General features: G+C 74.5%; 16 protein-coding genes and 1 pseudogene. 4 read left to right on the forward strand and 13 right to left on the reverse strand.

What is annotated here, in order from left to right:
* Positions 1–33: 33 nt before the first annotated feature.
* The 7 genes from ACF9IK_RS04830 to ACF9IK_RS04860 all read right to left on the reverse strand — a co-directional run bounded on the left by ACF9IK_RS04830 (position 34) and on the right by ACF9IK_RS04860 (position 7914).
* On the reverse strand, positions 34–861 hold the full coding sequence (locus ACF9IK_RS04830) for an ABC transporter ATP-binding protein (protein ID WP_395292988.1): 828 nt from the start codon (positions 859–861) through the stop codon (positions 34–36).
* 40 nt (positions 862–901) lie between these two features.
* On the reverse strand, positions 902–1969 hold the full coding sequence (locus tag ACF9IK_RS04835; RefSeq protein ID WP_395292989.1) for an ABC transporter ATP-binding protein: 1068 nt from the start codon (positions 1967–1969) through the stop codon (positions 902–904).
* A complete protein-coding gene (locus tag ACF9IK_RS04840) occupies positions 1966–2820 on the reverse strand; it encodes an ABC transporter permease (RefSeq protein WP_395292990.1) in 855 nt (284 codons plus the stop codon). Before ACF9IK_RS04840 ends, ACF9IK_RS04835 begins: the two co-directional genes overlap by 4 nt.
* Positions 2817–3776, reverse strand: a complete 960-nt coding sequence (locus tag ACF9IK_RS04845; protein ID WP_395292991.1) for an ABC transporter permease — start codon at positions 3774–3776, stop codon at positions 2817–2819. The genes ACF9IK_RS04840 and ACF9IK_RS04845 overlap by 4 nt, the downstream gene beginning before the upstream one ends.
* Complete coding sequence (locus ACF9IK_RS04850; protein WP_395292992.1) at positions 3773–5440, reverse strand: ABC transporter substrate-binding protein; 1668 nt, start codon at positions 5438–5440, stop codon at positions 3773–3775. Before ACF9IK_RS04850 ends, ACF9IK_RS04845 begins: the two co-directional genes overlap by 4 nt.
* Before the next feature lie 142 nt (positions 5441–5582).
* Positions 5583–6605: an agmatine deiminase family protein gene (locus ACF9IK_RS04855; protein WP_395292993.1), complete on the reverse strand. Its 1023-nt coding sequence runs from the start codon at positions 6603–6605 to the stop codon at positions 5583–5585.
* A 136-nt stretch (positions 6606–6741) separates the two neighbouring features.
* Complete coding sequence (locus tag ACF9IK_RS04860) at positions 6742–7914, reverse strand: agmatine deiminase family protein (RefSeq protein WP_395292994.1); 1173 nt, start codon at positions 7912–7914, stop codon at positions 6742–6744.
* A 259-nt stretch (positions 7915–8173) separates the two neighbouring features.
* Between ACF9IK_RS04860 and ACF9IK_RS04865 the strand changes: the two genes are divergently transcribed.
* Both ACF9IK_RS04865 and tatA read left to right on the forward strand, forming a co-directional pair.
* Positions 8174–8761, forward strand: coding sequence for a TetR/AcrR family transcriptional regulator (locus ACF9IK_RS04865; RefSeq protein ID WP_313766947.1), 588 nt, complete (start codon positions 8174–8176; stop codon positions 8759–8761).
* Between the two features lie 73 nt (positions 8762–8834).
* A complete protein-coding gene (tatA, locus tag ACF9IK_RS04870; RefSeq protein WP_395292995.1) occupies positions 8835–9137 on the forward strand; it encodes a Sec-independent protein translocase subunit TatA in 303 nt (100 codons plus the stop codon).
* Between the two features lie 336 nt (positions 9138–9473).
* On the opposite strand, the gene ACF9IK_RS04875 is transcribed toward tatA, so the two are convergent.
* The 3 genes from ACF9IK_RS04875 to ACF9IK_RS04885 form a co-directional block, all read right to left on the reverse strand.
* On the reverse strand, positions 9474–10649 hold the full coding sequence (locus ACF9IK_RS04875; RefSeq protein WP_395298469.1) for an agmatine deiminase family protein: 1176 nt from the start codon (positions 10647–10649) through the stop codon (positions 9474–9476).
* Positions 10650–10826: 177 nt separating this feature from the next.
* On the reverse strand, positions 10827–11939 hold the full coding sequence (locus ACF9IK_RS04880) for an agmatine deiminase family protein (RefSeq protein ID WP_395292996.1): 1113 nt from the start codon (positions 11937–11939) through the stop codon (positions 10827–10829).
* A gap of 237 nt (positions 11940–12176) precedes the next feature.
* On the reverse strand, positions 12177–12731 hold the full coding sequence (locus ACF9IK_RS04885) for a TetR/AcrR family transcriptional regulator (protein ID WP_395298470.1): 555 nt from the start codon (positions 12729–12731) through the stop codon (positions 12177–12179).
* Positions 12732–12950: 219 nt separating this feature from the next.
* Here ACF9IK_RS04885 and ACF9IK_RS04890 point away from each other — a divergent pair, with 219 nt between their 5' ends.
* On the forward strand, positions 12951–14018 hold the full coding sequence (locus ACF9IK_RS04890; protein WP_395292997.1) for a serine/threonine-protein kinase: 1068 nt from the start codon (positions 12951–12953) through the stop codon (positions 14016–14018).
* 210 nt (positions 14019–14228) lie between these two features.
* On the opposite strand, the gene ACF9IK_RS04895 is transcribed toward ACF9IK_RS04890, so the two are convergent.
* Positions 14229–16052 (reverse strand): AfsR/SARP family transcriptional regulator, encoded by a 1824-nt coding sequence (locus tag ACF9IK_RS04895; protein ID WP_395292998.1) that lies wholly within the window; start codon positions 16050–16052, stop codon positions 14229–14231.
* 334 nt (positions 16053–16386) lie between these two features.
* Between ACF9IK_RS04895 and ACF9IK_RS04900 the strand changes: the two genes are divergently transcribed.
* Positions 16387–19191 carry an AfsR/SARP family transcriptional regulator gene (locus ACF9IK_RS04900; protein ID WP_395292999.1) on the forward strand — a complete coding sequence of 935 codons (2805 nt, stop codon included), beginning with the start codon at positions 16387–16389 and terminating at the stop codon, positions 19189–19191.
* Here ACF9IK_RS04900 and ACF9IK_RS04905 read toward each other — a convergent pair.
* Both ACF9IK_RS04905 and acs read right to left on the reverse strand, forming a co-directional pair.
* Positions 19177–22104, reverse strand: a complete 2928-nt coding sequence (locus tag ACF9IK_RS04905) for a helix-turn-helix transcriptional regulator (protein ID WP_395293000.1) — start codon at positions 22102–22104, stop codon at positions 19177–19179. The two genes, ACF9IK_RS04900 and ACF9IK_RS04905, sit on opposite strands and share 15 nt — an antisense overlap.
* Positions 22105–22274: 170 nt before the next feature.
* Positions 22275–24273: pseudogene (acs, locus tag ACF9IK_RS04910) on the reverse strand (acetate--CoA ligase).
* Positions 24274–24450: the final 177 nt, after the last annotated feature.

The raw sequence follows: 24450 nt of genomic DNA on the forward strand, positions 1-24450 counted from the left end.
GGACCCGGCACAGGGTGACGCGCGCCGGGCGCCCTACGGGGCGCGCTCCGCCAGAGTGCGGCGGGCGGCGGCGATGGACCGCGGGTCCCACCCGGGCCTGGGCACGGATTCCAGTAGCAGCCGGGTGTAGGGGTGCTGCGGGTGCGCGAGGACGTCGGCGGTCCGCCCGGATTCGACCACCTTCCCGTGCCGCATCACGATCACGTCCTCGGTGACGAACCGGACCACGCCCAGGTCGTGGGTGATGAAGAGGTAGCCGATGCCGGTCTGCTCTCGGATGTCGGCGAGCAGGTTGAGGATCTGGGCCTGGACCGAGACGTCGAGCGCCGCCACGGCCTCGTCCAGGACCAGCACGGCCGGCTCCACGGCCAGCGCCCGGGCGATGGCCACCCGTTGGCGCTGCCCGCCGGAGAGCTGCCGGGGCAGCGCGCCGGCCTCGCGCTCGCCGAGGCCGACCTGGTCGAGGAGTTCCGCGATCCGGCGCGGGTGGTCCGCGTCGGGGAAGTGCAGTCGCAGGGTCTCGCGCAGCACGGCACCGACGGTGGTGCGCGGGTCCAGGGACTGGTACGGGTCCTGGAAGACCATCTGGACCTCGCGCGCCCGGGCGAGTCGGTGGGCGCGACCCCGCCGGTGCTCGGTGCGGTCCCGGCGGTGCACCAGGACCCGACCGGTGTCGGCCCGTTCCAGGCCGACGACGATCCGGGCGGTGGTGGTCTTGCCGGAGCCGGACTCGCCGACGATGCCCAGCGACCCGCCCTCGAACAGCGTGAAGGACACGTTGTCGACCGCGCGGACGCCGCCGTAGGCACGGTGCAGGCCGACGGCCTCCAGCACGGCCCTCCCGCTGTCCGGCTGTGGCATCGGCGGCGTTCCCTTCGGACGGGCGGCGGTGGTGCCGGGGCTACGCATCCGCGCTCCCCTCCCCCGTACGGTCGCTGTGGTGGCAGGCCGCGCGGCGTACCGGTTCGGCCTCCACCGGCAGCAGCGCGGGCTCCTGCTGGGTGCAGAGGAAGGTGGCGAGCGGGCAGCGGGGCGCGAACGGACAGCCCGTCACCTCGTCCCGCAGGCTGGGCGGCCGGCCCTCGATCGCGGCGAGCCGGCTCCCGGGGGCTTCCAGGCGTGGCGTCGAGGCGAGCAGCGCGGCCGTGTACGGGTGGCGCGGCCGCTCGAACAGCGCCTCTGCGGGACCGGTCTCGACGATCCGGCCGGCGTACATGACGCAGACCCGGTCGCTGATGGCGGCGGCGAGGCCGAGGTCGTGGGTGACGAACAGCAGGGCGGTGCCGAACCGTTCCTGGAGCGCGCCGAGGAGCGCGATCACCTCGGCCTGGGTGGTGACGTCGAGTGCGGTCGTGGGCTCGTCGGCGAGGACGATGGTGGGGTCGCCCATCAGGGCGGCGGCGATCATGACGCGCTGGAGCATGCCGCCGGAGACCTGGCCCGGGTAGCGGTAGAGGACGGTGGCGGGCAGGCCCACCGCGTCCAGCATCTCGGTGGCCCGCGCGCTCGCCGCCGCGGCGGTGAGCCCGCCGTTGAGCCGCACGCTCTCGGTGAGGAAGTCTCCGAGGCGGCGCATCGGGTTGATGGCGGCCCGGGGGTCCTGGAAGATCATCGCCGCGGTGCCGGTGCGCAGGCGGCGCAGCCGGTCGGGCGTCATGGTCAGGACGTCCTCGCCGCCGACGCGCACGGCGCCCTCGGTGGTGGCGCCCTCCGGCAGCAGTCCGAGGACGCTGCGGGAGGTGAGGCTCTTGCCGGAGCCGGACTCCCCCACCAGGGCGACCGTCTCGCCGGCGGCCACGGTGAGGTCGACACCGTCCAGGACCGGCCGGGCGGTGCCGGGCAGGCGCAGCCGGTAGGCCTGGATGTCGAGTGCGGCCTGGTCGGACGCGGTCGGGCGGGACACGGCCGGCTCGGACGTGGCCGTGCGGCGCCCGGTCGGGTCGGACGCGGGCGTGCGACGTGCGGTCATCGGTCCCTCCTGGAGACCTGGTCGGCCCAGCGCTCGCCGACGACGTTGAAGGCGACGACGGTCAGCACGATCGCCAGGCAGGGCAGGACCGCGGAGAGCGGGTACCCGTGCTGCACGGCGGACTGGCCGTCGAAGACCATGCGGCCCCAGTCGGGGGTGAGAGCGGGCACGCCGAGCCCGAGGAAGGAGAGGCCGGCCAGGTCGATCAGGGCGTAGCCGAAGTTGACGGTCGCCTGGGCCAGGACCACCGGGGCGATGCCGGGCAGGACGTGGCGCAGGCAGATCTGGAGCCCCGAGTGGCCCTGGACCTGGTAGGCCTCCACGTAGGGCCGGGCGCGTTCGGCGAGGACGAGCGAGCGGGTGAGGCGGCTGACGTAGGGCAGGTAGGCGACGGCGAGGGCGAGGACCGGGGCGAGCAGGCCCTCGCCGTAGACGGAGACGATCAGGATGGCCAGCAGCAGGCCGGGGAAGGCGAAGACCAGCTCGGCGCTCCGGGAGAGGACGGAGTCAAGCCAGCCGCCGCGCCAGGCGGCGGTGACGCCGACGGTGACGCCGGCCAGGGTGGAGAAGGCGACCACGCCGAGCGGTCCGAGCAGGGAGGTGCGGGCTCCGGTGAGCAGCCGGGTCAGGGTGTCGCGTCCGGAGGCGTCGACGCCGAGCAGGTGCTCCCCGGAGGGCCCGGCGAGGGCGTCGCCCAGGTCGACGGCGTTCGGGTCCTGGGGGGCGATCCAGGGTGCGAGCACTGCCGCGAGGACGACCAGGACGACGAAGGCGAGGCAGATCCGGTGCAGCGGCGCGCGGTCGGTGCGCAGGCGGCCGAGTCCGGGCCGGCGCAGCAGGGTGGCGGTCATCCGGTGGCCTTCCGGGATCCGAGGGTGACCCGCGGGTCGACCAGCGGGTGGAGCAGGTCGACCACCAGGTTCACGGCCATGAACAGTCCGACCATGATCAGGGAGATGGCCTGCACGGTGGGGAAGTCCTTTGTGGTGGTGGACAGTTCGAGCAGTTGTCCTACGCCGCCGACGCTGAACGCGGTCTCCACCAGGACGGTGCAGACCAGGAGGGTGGAGACGATCAGACCGCCGGTGGTCAGCACGGTGCCCAGGGCGTTGCGGAAGACGTGGCGACGGATCACGTGGTGTCCGGTGACGCCGCGGCTGCGGGCGACGGTGACGTGTTCGTGGCCGAGGACGTCGGCCATCGCGGCGCGGGTGACCCGGGCGAGCATGCCGATCAGGTAGAGGGCGAGGGCGACGGCGGGCAGGGCGAGGTGCCAGATCATGTCGCCGACGCCGTCCCCGGTACCGCCGCTGGGGAACCAGCCCAGCTTCACCGCGAACAGACCCTGCAGCAGCACGGCGGCGACGAAGGAGGGGGTGCCGACGGCCACGGTGGTGGAGACCAGGACGGCCGAGTCGACGGCGCCGCCGCGGACGGCGCCGATCCAGCCGAGCAGCAGGCCGAGGGTGACGACGAGGACGAGCGCCATCACGACCAGGAGCAGGGTGGCGGGCAGCCGGTCGGCCAGCAGCCGGGAGACGTCGGTGCGGTAGGTGATCGAGCGGCCGAAGTCGCCGTGCAGGATCCGGCCGGCCCAGCGCAGGTACTGGAGCAGGAACGGGTCGTCCAGGTGGTAGCGGGTGCTGATCGCCTGCAGTGCCTCCGGGGAGGCCGAGCGGCCGGCGAGCAGGAAGCTCGCCGGGCTGCCCGGGGCGAGGTGCATCGCGCCGAAGATCAGGAAGGAGGCGCCGGCCAGGGTGGCGGCCATCTCGACCAGCCGGCGGGCGGCGAATCTCAGGAAGCTCACCGGGCCGCCCCCACGTCGGCCGCCCACGGGTAGTACATGTAGGAGATGGTGGTGGGGGCGCCGGTGATCCGCTTGTTGAGGAACACCGCGGTGGGCCACTCGGCGACGGGGATCCAGAGCAGCTGGTCGGAGGCGGTCTTCTGGAGCTGCGCGGTGACGGCGAACCGCTGGGCCGGGTCGGTGGCGGCGACCGCCTTCTTGACCAGCTCGTCGTAGGCGGGGTCGCTGAAGGACGCGAAGTTCTGGTAGGCGCCGGTCCTGAAGTTCGCCAGCAGATCGAGCGGGTCGGTGATGGAGTCGTAGTACGTCTCCGGGAACATGTCGATGCCCTCGCGCGCCGCCGGGTCGGTGAAAAGGGCGGTGAAGGCGTTGGGGGCGACCGTCTTCAGCCGGACGTCCAGGCCGATCTTCGCGCCGGCGGACTGGACGGCCGTGGCCAGCACCGAGACGTCCTGGCCGATCGGGCTGGTGGCGACGGTGAGGGTCTTTCCGGTGGCGCCGGCCTCCTTGACCAGGGTCTTGGCCCGCTCGATGTCGGGGGCGGTGGGGGTGAGCCCGTCGAAGGCGGCCTTGCGGACCTCCTCGGGCGCGCCGGCCCAGGCCGCCCGGGTGGTCAGGGAGCCGGTGACGCTTCCGGCGCCGCCGAGTCCGGTACGGACGAAGCCGGAGCGGTCGAGGGCGAGCGAGAGCGCCCGGCGGACCCGGACGTCGCCGAGCACGCCCTGCATGCTGGTGACGTTGACGTTGACGGTGCTGAGGCCCTCGCCGAAGTAGAGGGTGCCCGGGCCTGCGGAGCGCAGCCGCTCGTACGACTCGGTGGGGATCAGGTAGCCGCCGTCGGCCTCGCCGCTGAGCAGGGCGTTGACCCGGGCCGAGGGGTCGGTGAGGAAGCGGAAGACGGCCTTGGACGACTTGGCCCTGGTCCCCCAGTAGCCGTCGAAGCGCTGCAGCTCGATCGACTGGCCCTTGGTCCAGGTGCCCAGCGCGTACGGGCCGGTGCAGGCGAGGCTGCCGCCGGTGCCGTAGTCCTTGCCGGCGGCCTCGATCCCGGCCCGGGAGGCGACGACGCCGGCGGCGGTGGCCATGTACTGGTTGAACTGCGAGTCGGGCTGGGTGAGTTTGACGGTGACCTGGAGCGGGCCGGTCTTGGTGACGGAGCCGACGTTCTGGAACTGCTGGGCCCAGGCGGCGGCGTTCTGGGGGTCCATCTGCCGGCCGAGGCTGTAGACGACGTCGTCGGCGGTCATCGTGCCGCCGTCGTGGAAGCGGACGCCGGGGCGCAGGTCGTAGACCCAGGTGGTGGGGTCGGGGTTGGAGGCCTTCTCGGCGAGCCCCGGGGCGAGGGTCAGCTGCGGCGTCCACCGCATCAGGCTCTCGCAGACGTTGGAGAGCACGGTGTTCTGCGGGTAGTCGAACGCGGAGATGTAGTCGAGGGTGGGCGGTTCGGCGTAGACGGCCCAGGTGAAGGAGTCCAGCTCGCCCCCGGCCGCGGGGGTTCCGGCGGAGAGCCGGTACGACTCGCCGTCGGAGCCGCCGGTCTTCGGCGGGCCGGAGCAGGCGGCCGCGAGCATGGAGGTGACGAGGGCGGCGGCGGCCACGGCCGTGAGCGGGTGCCGGCGGCGGGGCCTGCGGGTCGTTCTCGACCCGTTGCGGGGTTCTGGCATGAGGGTGGCTCTCTTCCGTGCGGGACGGGACTGCGAGGGGGCCGGACAGGCGGGCCGACGGGAGTGGGACCGCGGCCCGCCTGTCCTGCTCAGGGGGAGGCGGGCGTCGGCAGGGAGGCGCGCATGACCGGAAGGGCGGGCGTCACGCGGTGCGGCACGCCGCGGGCACCTGCTGGGTGATGCAGTGGACACCGCCGCCGCCGTAGGCGATCACCCGGGAGCGCACGCCGACGACCTTGCGGCCGGGCAGCGCGGCCGCGATCACGGCCAGCGCCCCCTGGTCCGCCTCCGGAACGCCGGCGATCGGGACGACCACGCCGCCGTTGGCGATGTAGAAGTTGAGGTAGCCGACCTCGGTCTCCTTGCCGTCGACCTGGACGAAGGCGCTCTGCGGCAGGTCGATGATCTCCAGCTTCCGGCCCCTGGCGTCGACGGCGGCCTCCAGCACGGCCCGGTTCTCGATCATCCGGTAGTAGTCCGGGTGACCGGGGTCGCTCGGCAGCTGGACGACGACCTTGCCCGGCGCCACGAAGGCGCAGACACCGTCGACGTGACCGTCCGTCTCGGTGTCCAACAGCCCCCCGTACGGGAGCCAGATCACCGTGGTGACACCGAGCTTCTCGATCAGTTCGGCCTCGATCTCGGCCTTGGTCATGCCCGGGTTGCGGTTGGGGTGCAGCAGGCACTGCTCGGTGGTGATCAGCGTCCCCTCGCCGTCGACCGTGACGGCGCCGCCCTCCAGGATCATCCGGGAGTCGATCCGCTCGACGCCGAGGCGCTCCAGCAGGACGCCGGCGATCCGGTCGTCGGTGTCGAACGGGTGGTGCTTGCCGCCCCACGCGTTGAAACGGAAGTCCACGCCGGCGCGCCGGCCGTCCTCGTCGAGCACGAAGATCGGGCCGGAGTCGCGGAACCACGAGTCGTCGACGGGGAGTTCCACCACCTCGACGCCCTCCCCGCACAGGGCGCGGGCCTCGTCGCCCTGACCGGGGCAGGCGACCATCGTCACCGGTTCGAACGCGGCGATCGCCCGGGCGACCTCGGCGTACTCGCGCCGGGCCTCGTCGAGGGTGCCGCCCCACAGGTCGGCCCTGGTCGGCCAGGCCATCAGGCAGCACTCGTGCTCGGTCCACTCGGCGGGCATGCGGTAACCACGGGTACTCACGGTGGGACTCTTCTCTGCTGGGAGGTTCGGTCGGTGGGGCGGTTCGGCCGGTGGGGCCCGGGTCGGTGGGAGGGGTCCGTCGGTGGGGCCTCCCGCCCGGGCGCACACCAGGCCCGGGCGGGAGGAGCCGGGAGGGTCAGACGGCGCCCGGCACGGCCGGCTGCGACTGCGTGGCGCAGTGGACGCCACCGCCGCCGCTCGCGATGCTGTCGATGCCGACCTGGACGATCCGCCGGTCCGGGTACTTCGCCTGGAGGATCGCGTAGGCGACGCCGTCCGCGTAGCCGTCACCGAACTGCGGGGCGATGACGGCGCCGTTGACGGTGTAGTAGTTGCCGTAGCTCGAGAGGAACTCGTTGCCGCGGCCGCGGATCAGGGTGCGGTCCGGACCGGGCAGCTCGGTGATCTCCAGCCGCCGGCCCCGGGCGTCGGTGGCGTTCTGCAGGACCCGCTTCGCCTCGTTGTAGACCGCCACCCACTTGGCGTCGGCACCGGGACCGGGCTGGTCCAGGAGGACCCGGCCGGGGGCGGCGAACCGGGCGAGGCAGTCGATGTGGCAGTCGGTGATGTCCTGGCCCGCAAGCCCCGGGACCCAGATGACCTTGTCGATGCCCAGCGACGACTTGAGCGCCCGCTCCACCTGGTCCTGGGACATGCCGGGGTTGCGGTTGGGGTTGACCAGCGAGCTGACGGTGGCCAGCAGGGTGCCGTCCCCGTCGGTCTCCAGCGAGCCGCCCTCGCCGACGAACGGGGCGCGGACCCGGCCGACGCCGTACTCCGCGAGGAGGGTGCCGGCCGCCGCGGCGTCGTTGGCGAACGGCTGGTAGTAGGCCGTGCCGGTCTTCCCCCACCCGTTGAAGTTGGTGTCGACACCGGCGATCACGCCCGGGCCGACGACGAAGGTGGGCCCGAAGTCGCGGATCCACAGGTCGTCGTTGGCGATCTCCAGGACGTCGATGACGTGGTAGGCGCCGGACCCGCAGTAGTAGCGCGCGTCGGCGGCCTGCCCGGGGCGGGCGAGGACGACGACCGGCTCGAAGCGCGAGATCTCGTAGGCCAGGCTGGCGATGTCCAGGCGTACGGCGGACAGCTGGTTCTGCCAGACCGAGAACAGCGCGGGCCAGGCCATGAAGGTCCGGGTGTGGCGATCGGTCTCGGCCGGCATCCGCAGGGCCGGCCCGGCCGGCGACGCGGCCGACGACTCGGCAGCGCGGGCGCTCACCGGGAGGACCGCGCCGAGCGCGGCCAGCGGCAGGGCGGCGGCACCGAACTTGAGCAGGCTGCGCCGGGAGGAGTCGGGGGTGTTCATGAAGCTCCCTGGAGGGATCGGGAGGTGTGGGGTAACCGCCATCCTGGACCGGACTGAAAGTTCAGTCAATATTTCGCTCGCAGCTGTCTCAACCCGCCGCCCGGCCAGCCTGCTGAAGCCCGTCCCGTGCGCGAACGCACCGATTCCCCGCCCATCCGCCTCGCAGGAGCCCTGGGGGCCGCGCTCAGCGCAACAGGTCCTGAAGATGTGGTCAGCTGATGGAGCCCGAGCCGCCTACGGGCGAGTACAGTGAACGACCGTGTCAGACCGTCGAACAGAGATAGTCAGAGCCGCCACCCGCGTCATCGCACGACGCGGCGTCCGCGGACTGCGGGTTGGGGAGCTGGCGGCCGAGGCCGGAGTGTCGACCTCGCTGATCTACTACCACTTCACCGACCGCGCCGGGATCCTCCGCGAGACGCTGGAGTTCATCGGCGAGCGGGCAGACCGCTACACCGCCGAGCCCGCCCGCACCGGAGCGGCGGACGACCCCGGCGGGGAGCTGGAGCGGACCCTCCTGCTGGAGCTCCAGGACACCGCCGAGGTGCGCGAGAACAGCACCGCCTGGGGCGAGTTGAGAGCAAGCGCGGTCTTCGAGTCCAGCCTGCGCGAGGACCTGGCCAGGGCCACCCACACCTGGGTGCACGAGATCGCCGAGCTACTCGGCCGCGCCCACCCGGCCGGCACCGCCCCCGCCCACGCCGCCTCCGCCGAGCGCCTGACCGCCCTCCTGGAGGGCCTCAGCGTCCGGTGGCTTAGCGGGTCCCTCCCGCTCGACCACGCCCGCACACTGCTCGGTGAGGCGATCGCCGCCGAGCGAGCGAGCCATCGATCGAGCATTGACTGATATTTCAGCCGATGCGAGAGTGGTCCCGCTCGACCGAGCCCACCCCCTGCTCCGAAAGGCCCGGTGAGACGCGATGCTCCGCAATGGTCTGGAACCCTGGCACCTGCTGGTCGTGGTGGCCGTGGTCGTCCTGCTCTTCGGCTCGAAGAAGCTGCCCGACATGGCGCGCGGCCTCGGGAAGTCCCTGCGCATCCTCAAGGCCGAGACGGCCGCCATGCGCGAGGGCGAGGCGCCGCCGGCGGCCGCCGACACCGCCCCCGCGCACCCCCGCTCGGCGGCGCCCCCGGCACCACCCGCCGGGACCCCGGCTCCGCCCGCCGCAGCGGTGGCACCGGCCGGAGCCGACCGGACCCGCCGGACCGATCCCCCCGCCTGACGGCCACGGAAGCCCGGCACCGGCCGGACCGAAGCCGCCGTGGGCGACACCCCGTGTCGCCCACGGCGGCTTTCGGCTGTGCACCCGGCGGGCGCGCCGACCCGTCCCGCAACGGCACATCCGGCGTCGGGTGGACCGGGCACGCCGAAGCCCCCGAGCCGTGGTACGGCTCGGGGGCGGGCCCCGCACCCGGTCGGGGGCCTCTGCAGGAGCCGGCGGCGGTTGCGGCCGACGGAGTCGGCGGATCCGGAGTGCACCGGTTCGCCGTCCGGCACCGGTTCGCCGTCCGGCGAGACGGTCCGGCGCGGACGTGCACGTGTCCCGCCCCGAGGAGGGTCAGGATTCCGGCTTGCCGGGCTGGTCGTGGGTGGAGCAGTGGATCCCACCGCCGCCGGAGGCGATGTTGTCGATCTTCACCGGGACGATGTCGCGACCGGGGAAGTGGTCCCGCAGGATCTGCTGGGCCCGGTCGTCGGCCTTGGCGTCGCCGAATCGCGGCAGGAACAGCGACTTGTTGGCGACGTAGAAGTTGACGTACGAGGAGACGAAGGCGTCGCCGCGGCCGGTGATCCGGTCCGGGTCCGGCTGCGGCAGGTCGATCACCTGCAGCGGCTTCCCGTGGGCGTCGGTGGCGCTCTTCAGGACCTCGCGGGCCTGGGCGGCCGAGCGCGACCAAACGTCGGCGGGCGCCCCGGGGAAGGGCTGGTCGAGCAGGACGACACCGGGGGCCGCGAAGCGGACCAGGCAGTCCACGTGCGCGTCGGTGATGTCCTGGTCCCGGACGCCGGCGAACCAGATCACCTTGGTGACGCCGAGCGCCTTCTTCAGCTCGGCCTCGATCTCGTCCCGGCTCCTGCCGGGGTTGCGGCGCTGGTTGACCACCGAGCTCTCGGTCACCAGCAGTGTCCCCTGCCCGTCCGTCTCGAAGGAGCCGCCCTCCGCGACCACCGGCGTGCGGACCCGCTCGACCCCGTACTTCACGAGCACCGCGGCGGCCAGCGCCGAGTCGTTGCCGTGCTCCTTCTGCTTGTTGCCCCAGCCGTTGAAGTTGAAGTCGACGCCCTTGAGCGTGCCGCCGTCCTCGACGAACACGGGCACGGTGTCACGCGCCCACAGGTCGTCGACGGGCAACGGGACCACCTCGACGCCCTTTCCGCAGGCGTTCTGCGCCGCGTCCACCTGGGCGGGCCGGGCGAACATCACGACCGGCTCGTAGGCACCGACGGCGCGGGCCAGCCGTGCGATGTCGCCGCGGACGTCGGGGAGTTGATCGGCCCAGATGCCGGTGGACGCCGGCCAGGACATGAAGGTCCGGGCGTGACCCTCCCACTCGGCGCCGAACCTGCGCCCGGGGGTCGCCCCCTCCCCTCCGGGCTTCGACGGCGGCGCGGCCGTGCCCGGCGCGTCGGGCGTGCCCGGCGCGCCCGGCTCGGGCTCGGCGGGCCCGTCCAGGTCGGAGCAGGCGGTGGCGCCCAGCGCCAGCAGGCCGGCGCCGCCCACGGCACGCAACATCGTGCGACGGGACGGGGTGGCCGGGGTGGCGGGGAACGGCGAGGAGGGGTTGGTCACGGAACTCTCCGGCTGAACGAGGGAAGGCGTACGGGACGTGCGTGGGTGGAGGTGCGCCACCCCGGCGTGGTCACGGGGCGGACGGCGGGCCGGGAGCGACGGTGCCGCCGGGGACCGGCCTCACGGCAGCGGTTCCTGCATCGTGGAGCAGTGGATGCCGCCGCCCCCGGCCATCAGGCGGTCGGCGTCGAGCTGGACGACCTCGCGTCCGGGGAAGGCCTCGGCGAGGACGCGGCGGGCGGCCTCGTCCTTGGCCGGGTCGCCGAACTGGGCTGTGATCACGCCGCCGTTGACGACGTGGAAGTTGAGGTACGAGTCGACGAACTTCGGATCGCGCGAGCGGACCGTGTCCGGGCCGTCCACCCGGATCACCCGGAGCCGGCGACCCCTGGCGTCGGTGGCGCGGGAGAGGATGTCGAACTGCTCACGGGCGTCGCGGGCCCAGACGTCACGGCGGTCCGCCGGGGGCAGCTGCACCATGACGACGCCGGGCCGGACGAAGCGCGAGGTGACGTCGATGTGGTCGTCGGTGATGTCCTTGCCCCTGATGCCGGGCACCCAGATCATCCGGTCCGCGCCGTACACGTCGAGGACGGCCTTCTCGATCTCGTCCCGGCTCATCCCCCGGTTGCGGTTCCTGTTGACCAGGCTGCTCTCGGTGGCCATCAGGGTGCCGTCGCCGTCCGTCTCGACCGACCCGCCCTCACCGACGAAGTCCGCGCAGGAGAAGGGGAGTCCGAGCACCCCGGCGATGCCGCGCGCCGCCTCGGCGTCGTCGCGGTGGGTCTGCTTGCCGCCCCAGCCGTTGAAGTTGAGGCCGACCGCGTCGAGCCGACCGTCGCCGTCCCGGCGGAAGACCGGGGCGGTGTCCCGCATCCACAGGTCGTCGGTGGGGACGTCGGCGGTCACGGTGACGCCCGGCCCGCACAGCGAGCGGGCCTCCCGGACGCCGTAGTCGTCCGGTGCGCACATGACCACCGGCTCGAAGCGGGCGACGGTCCGGGCGATCAGGGCGATGTCCTGCTGGACGCCTGCCAGCTGCCCGCCCCAGACGGACCTGCGGGAGGGCCAGGACATCCAGGTACGGGCGTGCGGGACGTCGTCGCGGTCCACCCACCACTGCGGCAGGCCGTGCTCCGGGTCGCGCCACTGCCCGCGCTCCGCCGCACGCGGCGGCGGGGCTCCGAAGAGGCGGCCGAACAGGGAACGGCTGCCACCGTGGGTGTCGCTCATACGGATCTCCAGAATCGAGTATGGCTCACCGGATGAACCGGCGGCTCCGCGTGCCCCACTGTGACACTGACTGAATCTTCAGTCAAACCTCGGATCACAGGTCCACGCCTTCCCGAACACACACGGGCCCGGGACCGCCGCCCCCGGCGCGTACGGATCCCGGCCCCGGGCCGTCTGGCGCGGGGCCGGGATCCGTACGCGCCGGGGGAACCGGCACAAGCCACCCGCAAGCGGCCCTCAGCCGCGCAGACGCTCCAGTTCGCCCTCGATCGCGCCCGCCATCAGCTCCCGGGCGTGCTCCAGCGGCAGGCTGCCACTGAGCCAGCGGACGCTCAGCCCCTCCAGCAGCGCGGTCAGCCGCTCCGCGGAGGCGGCGAGGGCGGCGGCCCCGTTCATCGGCCGCACCCGGCCGAGCAGCTCGGCCACCTCCTGCACCCAGACGAGGGTGGCGCGGGCCAGGTCCTCCCGCAGATCGGGGTCGAAGACCGCACTCGCCCGCAGCTCCCCCCAGGCCGTGCTGTTCTCCCGCACCTCGGGGGTGTCCTGGAACTCCAGCAGCAGCGTCTGCTCCAGCTCGCCCCGGGCGTCCAGCGGCGGCGCGTCCGGCTCGCGCTCCGTCGTGTAGCGCTCGGCCCGGTCGTTGATGAACTCCAGCGTCGAGCGGAGGATCCCCGCGCGGTCCTTGAAGTGGTAGTAGATCAGCGCGGTGGACACGCCGGCCTCCGCGGCCAGCTCCTCCACGCGCAGCCCGCGGACGCCGCGCCGGGCGATCACCCGCGCGGCCGCTTCCATGATCAAGGTTCGACGGTCAGCCACAAGCGATCACCTTACCCGGCCGGCCTCCCCGGCCGACCCCTCCGGGGCCGCCCCTGACTGAAACTCCAGTCGAGGCTATGGTCCGGTGCGACTCCGGACGCCGGTGCACCCCACGCGGGCGCGACCTCGCCCTGTCCCACCCGGCCCGCCGCACCACCCTCCGTCCCGACCGTTCGACCCGCTGGGAGAGCCACCATGACCGTAGAGCCCATCGGCGCCCCCGCCTCCTCGGCCTTCCAGTCGCTGTCCCCGGACGACCCCCGCGAGATCGGCGGCTACCGCCTCTGCGCGCGGCTCGACGCGGGCGGCATGGGCCGCGTCTACCTCGCCTACACCCCCGGCGGGCGGCCGGTCGCGCTCAAGGCGGTCCGGCCCGAGCTCGCGGAGGACCCGGAGTTCCGGCACCGCTTCGCGCAGGAGGTCGCCAGCGCCCGGCGCATCCACGGCCTCTACACCGCCCAGGTCGTCGACGCCGGCACCGACGCCGCCACCCCCTGGCTCGCCACCGCCTACGTGCCCGGCCCCTCCCTCCACCAGGTCGTCGCCCAGCACGGTCCGCTGCCCGAGCGGACCGTCCTGCTGCTCCTCGCCGGCATCGCGGAGGCCTTGCAGGCGGTCCACTCCGCCGGCGTCGTCCACCGCGACCTGAAGCCCGGCAACGTCCTCGTCGCCGCCGACGGCCCGCGCGTCATCGACTTCGGGATCGCCCGCGCCGCCGACGCCAGCCCGCTCACCGGCACCGGCCTGCGCATCGGCTCGCCGGGCTTCATGGCCCCGGAGCAGGCCCTCGGCCGGCCCGCCACCCCCGCGACCGACGTCTTCGCCCTCGGGGCCCTGATCGCCCTCGTCGGTTCCGGCGCGGCGCCCTTCGGCGACGGCCCCGAGTCCGCCTCGCTCTACCGGGCCGTGCACGAGGAGCCCGATCTCTCCCGCCTTCCGCTCGGGCTGCACGACCTGGCACTGCGCTGCCTGGCCAAGGCCCCCGCGGACCGCCCGGACACCGGCTGGCTGATCGAGGCGGCCCGCAGCCACCCCGCCACCGGCGGCGAGCTCCGCTTCTCCGACGACTGGCTGCCCCGGCAGGTCAGCACCGCGCTGCACCGCCACAGCGAGCTGCCGACCACGCCTCCCCCGCCGGCCACCGGGCTCGACCCGGCCCGCGCCGCGGCCGACGCCCCGACCGCCCGCGTCCGCCCCGTCCCGGCGCCCACCAGGCTGCAGCCGGAGCCGTCACCGTGCACCCCCGGCCGCCGCACCCCCTGACCGTCACCTTCGCAACCGCGGGTCGCCCGGCGAGTCCCCTTCCGACGGACGGGCCGGAACGCCGGGGCCGCCGGTTCGGCGCGGCGAGGTGGGGGGATCGGGGGCCCGGCGCCCGTGCCCCCTGATCCGTGCTCAGCGATTCCGGCAAGCCGTGTCCCGGAAGAGTCGCCCAGTCCGCTCGACCGGAGCAGTAACGGCACGGTCCAACGGTCAGACCCGCTGCGACGGGTCCGGCTCCCGCGACTGCAGGGCGAACAGCCGGACCAGGTCGTGGAAGGCGTACCGGCCCCGGACCGGGGCGTCGAGCATCCCCGCGGCGGTGAGCCGTTCGAGGATCACGCCGGCCGCGGACTCCGGCACTCCCATTGCGGCGGCGGCCTCCGGTGCCGAGCAGACCGGGAGGGCGGCGAGGCGCGGGAGGGCGGCGGAGAGGTCGGACGGCAGCAGCAGCCGGCTGCGGCGGAGCTCGGTCTCGACGGCGAACCCGCCGACCCGCAGTTCGCCGAGACGGCGGTGCTGGTCCCGCAGCCGGTCGGCGAGGGCGGCGACGCTCCACGCGGGCCTGGCCGCGAGCTTGGTGGCCGCGACCCGCAGGGCGAGCGGGAGCTGCCCGCAGGCCGCCGCGATGGCGACGGCCGCCGCCGGCTCGGCGGCGATGCGGGCCGGACCGGCCACGGCGGACAGGAACTCCACCGATTCCGCCGGCGCCAGGCGGCCGAGCCGCACGGCGAGCGACGGGGCGAGCCCGGCCAGGCCCGAGCGGGCCGTGACGAGCACCGCCGCGGCCGACCCGCCGGGCAGGAGGTGGCACAGTTGCTCCTCGTCCCGGGCACCGTCGAGCACGACCAGGACGCGCCGGCCGGCCAGCAGGGCCCGGTAGCGCTCCGCACGTTCCGCCGTCCCCTCCGGGATCCCCTCGGCCGGTTCGCCGAGCGCCCGGAGGAAGCCGGCCAGGACGGCGCCGGGGCCGGCCGGTTCGTCCCCGGTACCGTTCAGGTCGGCGTAGAGCTGGCCGTCGGCGAACGTGCTCCGCACGGTCCGGGCGACGCGGACCGCCAGGGTGCTCTTGCCGACCCCGATCGCACCCGAGACCGCCACGACGGCCGCGCCCGACCGCCCGGCGTCGGCCGTCAGGGCGTCGGCGATCAGTTCGACCTCGGCCGTGCGACCGGTGAAGTCGCCGACATCGGGCGGCAGTTGCGCCGGGACCGCCGCCGCGGACGCGGACGGGCCGACGGAAGCGCTCACGGCCGGTGCGGCGGGCACGGGCGGCGCGAGTCCGGGATCGGCGCAGAGGATCCGCTGCTGCAGCCCCCGCAGCTCCGGGCCGGGCCCGACGCCGGTCTCCTCCGCCAGCGTCCGGCGGGCGTCCGCGAACACCTCCAGCGCCTCCGCCTGTCGACCGGCGCGGTAGAGGGCGGTCATCAGAAGCGCTCGCAGGCCCTCGCGCAGCGGGTGCTCCGCGGCCAGCGCGGTCAGCTCCTCGATCAGTCGCGCGTGCTCACCGAGGTCGAGTTCGAGCCCCAGGCAGTCCTCGAGAACGGTCAGCCGCCGCTCGGCGAGCCGCTCGCGCTGCTGTTCGGCGTCGGGGCCCGGCACGCCGGAGAGCGCGGTGCCCGTCCACAGCGCCAGAGCCTCGCGGTACCGCCGGGCCGCCTGCGCCGCCTCGCCGCGTTCCCGGTGGCTCCGGGCCGCGTCCGCCAGTCGGTCGAACTCGGCGGCGTCCAGACCGTCGTCCGCGAGGTCCAGGGCGTACCCTCCGCCCCTGGACACCAGGACCGTCGCCGCGTCGCCCCCGGCGGCACCGACGGCGGCCCGCAGCCTGGAGACGTGATTGCGCACCACCGCGCCGACGGAGGCCGGCGCGCTCTCCCCCCAGACGAGGCGGGCCAGGGCGTCGGCCGTCACGACATACCCGGCGCGCAGCGCCAGCGCCGCCAGCACCGCCTGGCGCTGGCCGGACCCGGCCGCGACCTCCCGGCCGCCGTACCGGACCCGCACCGGCCCCAGCACGGAGATCCGCAGCCCCGTCATCCCCGCGCCCTCTCCCTCCACGACACCACCCCGACGGCACCGGCTCCGCCCGGCCCCTGTCCGGCGGCGTCCGACCGATCGGCGCCACACCGTTGTGGTGTGTCATCGCCGCGCGCCCGGATCCGCCCGATTCCGGCGGCTCCGGTGGGATTGTCCCACGCCTGTCGGGCACGCCGCCCGCCACCGGGGAACGGTCTCCGGGCCGGGACCGGGTAGGTTGGCCCGTCTCGCCCCGTTCGTCCCGCTCCGGGCCGTCGCACCGCGGTGGGCGCCGCCGCGGAGTCCCGGCGTCACGGGGGGCGGAACGACACACGAACGAACAGGTGGAAGAGACGTGACCGGCATTCGGATATCCCTGCTCGGACCGGTACGGGCCTGGCGCGGCGACGCAGAGCTCCCGCTCGGCCCGGCCCAGCGGCGTGCCGTGCTGGCCATGCTCGCGGGAGCCGAGGGCCGCGCGGTCACCACCGAGGAGCTGATCGACGGCCTTTGGGGCGAGGACCTGCCGAACCACGCCGTCGCCGCGATCCGCAACCACGTCTCCGGGCTGCGTTCCGTGCTGGAGGAGGACCGCACCGCACCGCAACTGCTGGTCTCGGTGGGCGGCGGTTACGCCCTCCGGCTCGCGCCCGACGGGACGGATCTCGCGGTCTTCCAGCAGTTGGCCCGGGATGCCGCCCGGCTCCGGGCCGGGGGCGATCCCGCCGGGGCGTCCGCGCGGCTGCGCCGGGCGCTGGAGCTGCCGACGGGTACGCCGCTGGCGGGCGTTCCCGGGGGCCACGCCGAACGGCAACGGGAACGGCTCGCCCAACTCCGCCTCGCCGTCCTGCACGAGCGCCTCGAACTCGACCTGGAGCTCGGCCGCCACGCCGAGCAGGTGAACGAACTCACCTCCCTGGTGGAGGAGTTCCCGCTTCACGAGGGCCTGGCGGCACTGCTGATGACAGCGTTGTACCGCAGCGGCCGACCGGCCGAGGCACTCACGACGTTCGCCGCAACCCGCCGTGCCCTGGACACCGGGCTGGGCGTCGAGCCGACCCTCCCGTTGCGCGAACTGCACGAGCGGATCCGGCAGGGCGACCCCGGACTCGCCGCGCCGACCGCGCCTCCCCCGCATCCCTCTCCGGCGGCCGCGGGGCCGCGGGAGAGTCGCCCGCGGCCCGAGCAACTTCCCTCGGATGCATCGGAGTTCACCGGCCGCCGGGAGCTGGTGCAGTCCCTGATGGGACTGGTGGAGAGGCCGCCTGCCTTCGCCCCCACCATCATCGCCGTCGCCGGCATGGGCGGCGTCGGCAAGACCGCGCTCGCCGTCCACCTCGCCCGGAGGGTCCGCGCCCGATTCCCCGACGGGCAGCTCTACGTCAACCTGCGCGGCGGCCGCCCCGACCCGATGGAGCCCGGTGCGGTCCTGGTCCACTTCCTGCGGTCGCTGGGCGTGCCCGAGAGCGCCGTCCCCGACCAACTGGACGAGCGGTCCGGACTGTTCCGGTCGTTGCTCGCCGAGCGCCGCGTCCTGGTCGTGCTGGACGACGCCCGCGACCTCGACCAGCTGCGTCCGCTGCTGCCCGGCTCCGAGCACAGCACCGTCCTCGTCACCAGCCGTTCGAGCCTGCTCGGCCTGGCCCCCACCCGGCACGTGGACCTGGACGTCCTGGAGCCCGACGAGTCGCTCGAACTGCTCGCCCGGATCGCCGGCCGCAGGCGGGTCGCCGAGGAGCCCGACGCCGCCCGCGAACTGCTCGCGGCCTGCTGCCACCTCCCGCTGGCCATCCGGATCGTCGCCGCCCGCAGCGCCCTGCGCCCGGACTGGTCGCTCGCCGCCATCGGCGCCCGGCTGGCCGACCGACGGCAGCGGCTGGCGGAGCTCAGCCTGCACGACCTCGCCGTCGAGGCCTGCTTCCAGCTCAGCTACGACCAGCTGACGCCGGGCGCCGCGCACGCCTTCCGGCTGCTGGCCGTCCCGCAGACCGCCGACCTGTCCCTGCCGGCCGCCGCGGCGGCCCTGGAACTGACCGAACACGCCGCCCTGGACGTCCTGGAGGGCCTCGTCCACGCCGGTCTCCTGGAGTCCCCGGCCCCCGACCGGTACCGGTACCACGACCTGCTGCGCCTGTTCGCCCAGGCCCGGGCCGAGCAGCTCGACTCCCCGCAGGAGCGCGCCGGTCTGATCCTCCGGATGGTCGATCAGGCGGTGGCCACCGCGGCCAACGCCTACCGCACCGTGCGCCCCTCCCACGCCGTCGCCGACGCGATCGGCGCCGTGCCGGTGACCGGGTCGGCGCTGACCGATCGCGCGGGCGCGCGCCGCTGGCTGGACGAGGAGGGCGGGAACCTGCTGGCCCTGGCCGAGCAGGCGCTCGGCATCGCCGGCGCGCACCGGGTCGTCGCCGACCTGCTGCTCGCCCTCGACCCGCACCTGGAGGCCGGGTTCCGCTGGCGGGCGCTCATCGACGTCTGCCGCCGCACGATGCGGCAGGCCGCCGACCGGGGCGACGCCCGGGCCGAGGGGAGGGCCGGCTACATGCTCGGCGGCGGCCTCATGCAGCTGGGCCGGCTGGACGAGGCGGAGCCGGTCGCCGACCGGGCCGCCGAGCAGGCCCGCAGCTGCCGGGACCTGCCGGTGCTGGCCGAGGTCCTCAACGTCTGCGCCATGATCGCCCACATCCGGCAGCGCACCGAGGTGTCACACGTCCTGCACGCCGAGACGGTCCGCCTCGCCGAGGAGTGCGGCAGCACCTGGACCACGGCGAACGCCCTGGCCACCAGCGTCCCGTGGCACCTGGCCCGTGGCGACGCCGGGACGGCCGTCCGCGCGGCCGAGCGGAGCCTGGCCCTGTTCCGCGCCCTCGACGATCCGTTCGGCGAGGTCTACGCCCTGCACTCGACCGGACGCGCGGCGCGCGTCCTCGGCGACACCGAGCGCGCGATCTCGCTGCACGAACGGGGCCTGGCGCTGGCGGACGCACACGGCTTCCTGGTCTTCGAGCCGATGGCCCTGGTGCACCTCGCCAACTGCCACCTGGAGGCGGGCCGGCCGGCCGAGGCGGCGGCGCGGGCCGAGCAGGCCGTGACGGCCAGCCGTCGGCTGCACCGGCAGGACACCGAGACCGCGGCGCTCGATCTGCTACGGCGCGTCTGACGCGGCCTGAGGCGTCTGCAAGGGTGCGAGCGCCGCGGCCAGCCCGGGGCGGCCGTCGATGCCGAGCTTGCCGTAGACGTGCGTCAGGTGGACCTCCACCGTGCGCAGACCGACGAACAGGTGCTGGGCGATCTCCCGGTTGGTCATGCCCCGGGCCGCCAGGCCGGCCACCCGGTGCTCGGTCGGGGTGAGGGCCGCCGGCCCGTGGAAGGTCCGGGTGCGCGGGCGGTCGCCGGCCGCGCGTAGTTCGTCCAGCGCGCGGTCGGCCACCTGCACCGCCCCGCAGCGGTGGGCCACGGTCACGGCCTCCTGGAGACATCCCCGGGCCTCCGCCACCCGCCCGGCACGGCGCAGCTGGGCCCCGAGGTCGACCAGGGCCTGGGCGTGCCGGGACCGGCCCGGGGTGCCGGCCAGCGTCCGGACGGCTTCGCGCAGCAGCTCCTGGCCCTCCGGCCCGCCGGTGGCGAGGGCGAGCGCGCGCCGGGCGGCGCCGACGGCCTCGGGCACGCCCCAGCGCAGGGCGAGCTCCAGCTCCTCCGCCGCCAGGGTCCGGGCCTGCCCGGGCTCGCCGAGTGCCGTCAGGGCCAGGGCGGCCTCGGAGCGCCAGGGGTAGATCCACGGGCAGCGCATGCCCCGGGCCCCGGTCCGCCGGCCGCACTCGCGGAAGTCGGCGAGCGCCTCGGCCGGGCGGCCCTGGGCCGCCCGCAGCCGGCCTCGGACCAGGTGGACGTGGTCGTTGATCCAGTGTCCGTTCAGGTCGGCGGTCAGTGCGGCCCGCTCCAGGACCGCCTGCGCCTCGGCGAGCCGGCCCTGCAGGACGAGCGCGTCGGTGAGGGTGGCGGCTGCCAGGACGCTGTGGCAGTGCCGCGGGTCGACGCCGATCTCCCGGAGCGCCGCCAGGGCGGCCTCCGCCTCCCCCTGACAGTCCGGCACCCGGCCGAGCTGGCCGTAGACGGACGCCCGGATGATGCGGCTGTGCGCGAGGGAGAAGGCGGAGCCGCGGGTGCGGGCCTGTTCCACGGCCGCGTCGGCGTAGTCGAGGGCCAGCTCGGTCTCCCCGGTGGCGCCGAGGAGGAGGACGGCACCGGAGTAGACGAAGGACTCGTCGTCAGCCGGGTTCATCCCCTGCGTGAGCGCCTGCCGCACCAGGGCCACGGCCTCGGCCGGCGACTCGCCGCGCACGATCGCGCGCAGGCCCAGCAGTGCCGCCAGCGGCCGCTCGGCGGACGTTCCGGCGGCGTCCTCGATCCGCAGGTCGAGGAGCCGGGGCAGCACTCCTGGCGCCGACTCGACCTCGTGCAGGCCGGCGTAGACCTGGTCGATCTCCAGTCGTAGGGCGAGTGCGGCGTCGGTCCCGCGCAGTGAGGCGGCGGTGCGTTCGAGGACGGCCAGGCCGTCCGGGTAGCGGTCCACGGCGAACAGCGCGCCGGCCAGGCGGCGCGCCGTGGCGGCCCGTTCGACGGGGTCGCGGGAGAGGTCCAGCCCCAGCCAGAGGTTGCGGACCGCCTCCGGGACGTCGAAGGCGAGGCCCGCCTCCCCCAGCCGGATCACCAGCGTGGCGCGCAGCTCGTCCTCCAGCGGCTCGCGCAGCGCCCGGCGCAGCAGCTCGGCCGCGCGGTCGGGGGCGCCCGTGCGCAGCGCCGCCGCGGCGGCGCGCTCCAGCACCTCGGGCACCCAGGGCAGGCCCAGCGACGCGTGGATGGCGTGGACGGCGGTCTGCTCCGCGGGCGCGCCCTGGGCGAGCATCAGCTCGGCGGCGCGGACGTGGACGTCCTGGCGGATGCTGGGCAGGACGTCGTCGGCGAGGGCGATGCCGATCATCGGGCAGGCGAAGGCGGCGCTGTGCCCGGCCCGGTGCATCAGGCCGGTCCGTTGCAGCGCGTGGACGGCGTCCAGGACCGCGGGCTCCGGAAGGCCGGTCGCGGCGGCGACCACGTCGAGGGCCGGGGTGCCCCCGAGCACGGCGACCGCCCGGGCGACGTCCCGGGTGTGCGGGCCCGCCGTCGTGACGAGCACGTGGAGCGCCCGGCCGGCGTCGGCCGGGACGAACCGGGTGATCCGGGCCGCGGTCTCCGTGTCGGGCGCGTGCCCGGCCGCCTTGATCGTGCGCAGCAGGGTGTGCAGCAGGAACGGGTTGCCTCCCGTCGTGGTCCGGACGGCCTCGTGGAAGCGGTCGTCGCCGGGCTCGCCGAGGAGCGCCTCGGTGGCGGCGGCGACGGACTCGTCGTCGAGGGCGGTCAGCACGACCCGGTGCCGGAAGAGCGGGGCCAGCCGGCCGAGGACGTCCGGGTCGGCAGTCGCGGGTGCGGGGCCGACGGTGGCGACCACGATCACCGGCAGTTCGTCGGCCCTGCGGAGCAGGCGCTGGAGCCAGAGCAGGGAGGCCCGGTCGGCCCACTGCAGGTCGTCGATGCCGATGACGAGGCGGCCGCGGGCGGCGAGGTCCGCGGTCAGCCGGTACAGCCCGGTCAGCGTCGCGGCGGTCGGGTCGCCGGCGGGTGTGGACGGGGCCGCCGGCCCCGTCGGCCAGAGGAGTTCGGCGGCGCGCGCCGCAGATTCGGCGGGCGCGGCGTCGGCCTCGCCGGCGGCGAGCGCCGGTTCGAAGAGCTGGCGGGCGACGCCGAGCTCCACCCCCTGCTCGGAGGGGTCCGCCCAGGCCGACAGGACGGTGCCGCCGTCGCGGCGGGCGCGTCCGAGCGCCGCCCGGAGCAGTGCGGTCCGGCCGGTGCCGAACTCGCCCTGGATCAGCACGAACGTCCCGTTCGCCGAACCCTGCTGCAACAACCCTTCCAGCGCTTCGAGTTCGCGCTCGCGGCCGATCAGCAGGGGGTCGTCGGGCCGGCGGCGCGGCCGGCCGGCGACCGGGCCGGCGGCACGGGTGCGGGGGTGGGGCACGACGGGGGCGGACGTCACGGCGGAGAGTTCAGGCATCGGTGCTCAAGGGTGCTGGTCGGTGGTCCGGGACCGGCCGGTGGCCGGCTGACCGGTCGGGTGGCCGGCGGGTCGTCGGCGACCCGCCGGCCACCCGGCCGGACCTGCATCCTGCCGAGCACGTGTAACTGTCCGATAAGTCGTCCGTGCCCCTAGTGGTGCGGCCGGACTCGGTCCGCGCTGTCGGTGGGCGGGAGCTGGGACTGGATCAGGCTCATCACGGTGCTGTCGGCCAGCGTGGTGGTGTCGCCGACCTCGCGGCCTTCGGCGATGTCGCGCAGCAGGCGGCGCATGATCTTGCCGGAGCGGGTCTTGGGGAGTTCCCCGACGACCTTGATCTGCTTGGGCTTGGCGATCGGGCCGAGGGTCTTGCCCACGTGGGCGCGGAGTTCGTCGACGAGTTCGGGGGTCTCGGTGGCGGTGCCGCGCAGGATGACGAAGGCGACGATGGCCTGGCCGGTGGTGGCGTCGGTGGCGCCGACCACGGCGGACTCGGCCACCGCCGGGTGGCCGACCAGGGCGGACTCGACCTCGGTGGTGGAGATGTTGTGGCCGGAGACCAGCATGACGTCGTCGACCCGGCCGAGCAGCCAGATGTCGCCGTCCTCGTCCTTCTTCGCGCCGTCGCCCGCGAAGTAGCGCCAGATGCCGTCGGGCCGGGTGAGGCCGGGGCTGAAGCGGGACCAGTAGGTGTCGATGTAGCGCTGGTCGTCGCCCCAGACGGTGCGGAGCATGGAGGGCCAGGGCTCGGTGAGGACGAGGTAGCCGCCGGAGCCGCCGGGGACCTCGCGGGCCTCGTCGTCGACGACGGTCGCGGCGATGCCGGGCAGCGCGCGCTGGGCCGAGCCGGGCTTGGTCTCCGTCACCCCGGGCAGCGGACTGATCATGATCGCGCCGGTCTCGGTCTGCCACCACGTGTCGACGATCGGGGCCCGCCCCCCGCCGATGTGCTCGCGGTACCAGACCCACGCCTCGGGGTTGATCGGCTCGCCGACACTGCCCAGCACCCGCAGCGAGGACAGGTCGAACTTCGCCGGGATGTCCTCGCCCCACTTCATGAACGTGCGGATCGCGGTCGGCGCGGTGTACAGGATCGTCACCCCGTACTTCTGGACGATCTCCCAGAACCGGCCCTGGTGCGGGGTGTCCGGGGTGCCCTCGTAGACGACCTGGGTGGCGCCGTTGGCCAGCGGCCCGTACACGATGTACGAGTGCCCGGTCACCCAGCCGATGTCGGCGGTGCACCAGTACACGTCCGTGGCGGGCTTGAGGTCGAACACCGCGTGGTGGGTGTAGGCGGCCTGGGTCAGGTAGCCGCCCGAGGTGTGCAGGATGCCCTTGGGCTTCCCGGTGGTGCCGGAGGTGTAGAGGATGAACAGCGGGTGCTCGGCCTCGTGCGGCTCGGGCGTGTGCTCGGCGCTCTGACGGTCGGTGATCTCGTGCCACCACACGTCACGGCCCTCGGTGAACGGGGTGTCCTGGCCGGTGCGGCGCACCACCAGCACGTGCTCGACGCCGTCGACCTTGGTCAGCGCCTCGTCGATGGCGGGCTTGAGGGCGGAGGGCTTGCCGCGGCGGTAGCCGCCGCCGGCGGTGATGACCAGCTTGGCGCGGGCGTCCTGGATCCGGGAGGCCACCGCGTCCGCGGAGAACCCGCCGAAGACCACGGAATGGGTGGCGCCGATCCGGGCGCAGGCGAGCATCGCCACCACGGCCTCGGGGATCATCGGCAGGTAGACCGCGACCCGGTCGCCCTTGGCGACACCGAGTTCCAGCAGGGCGTTCGCGGCGCGGCACACCTCGTCCCGGAGCTGCGTAGGTGATCGAGCGGCCGTCCCCGGGCTCGCCCTCGAAATGGATCGCGACCCGGTCGCCCAGGCCGGCCTCGACGTGGCGGTCGACGCAGTTGTAGGCGACGTTCAGCCGGCCGTCGGCGAACCACTTCGCGAACGGCGGGTTCGACCAGTCCAGCGTCTCGGTGGGCTCGACCGCCCAGCTCAGACGGCGGGCCTGCTCGGCCCAGAAGCCCAGACGGTCCTCGGAGGCCTGCGCGTACGCGGCCGCGGTGACGTTCGCGCCGGCGGCGAGCTCTGCCGGCGGGGCGAAACGCCGCTCCTCCTTGAGCAGGTTGGCCAGGCTCTCGTTGCTCAACGCGCACTCCTCATGCTGTTCTTGCTGATCCCCGCCGGTTCTCGGCGGAAGGCGGCCGTTCCCGGCGGCTCCTCCCGATCCTCGGGGCCGCCGACGAGTGCTCCGGCCCGGATCGGGAAGAACTCTCGGTACCCGGCCCCAAACCTTTCGGTACCGGGGCGGCCACCGGTCGGACCG

It is taken from the genome of Kitasatospora hibisci, assembly GCF_043950205.1.
GTDB classification, from domain to species: Bacteria; Actinomycetota; Actinomycetes; order Streptomycetales; family Streptomycetaceae; genus Kitasatospora; species Kitasatospora hibisci.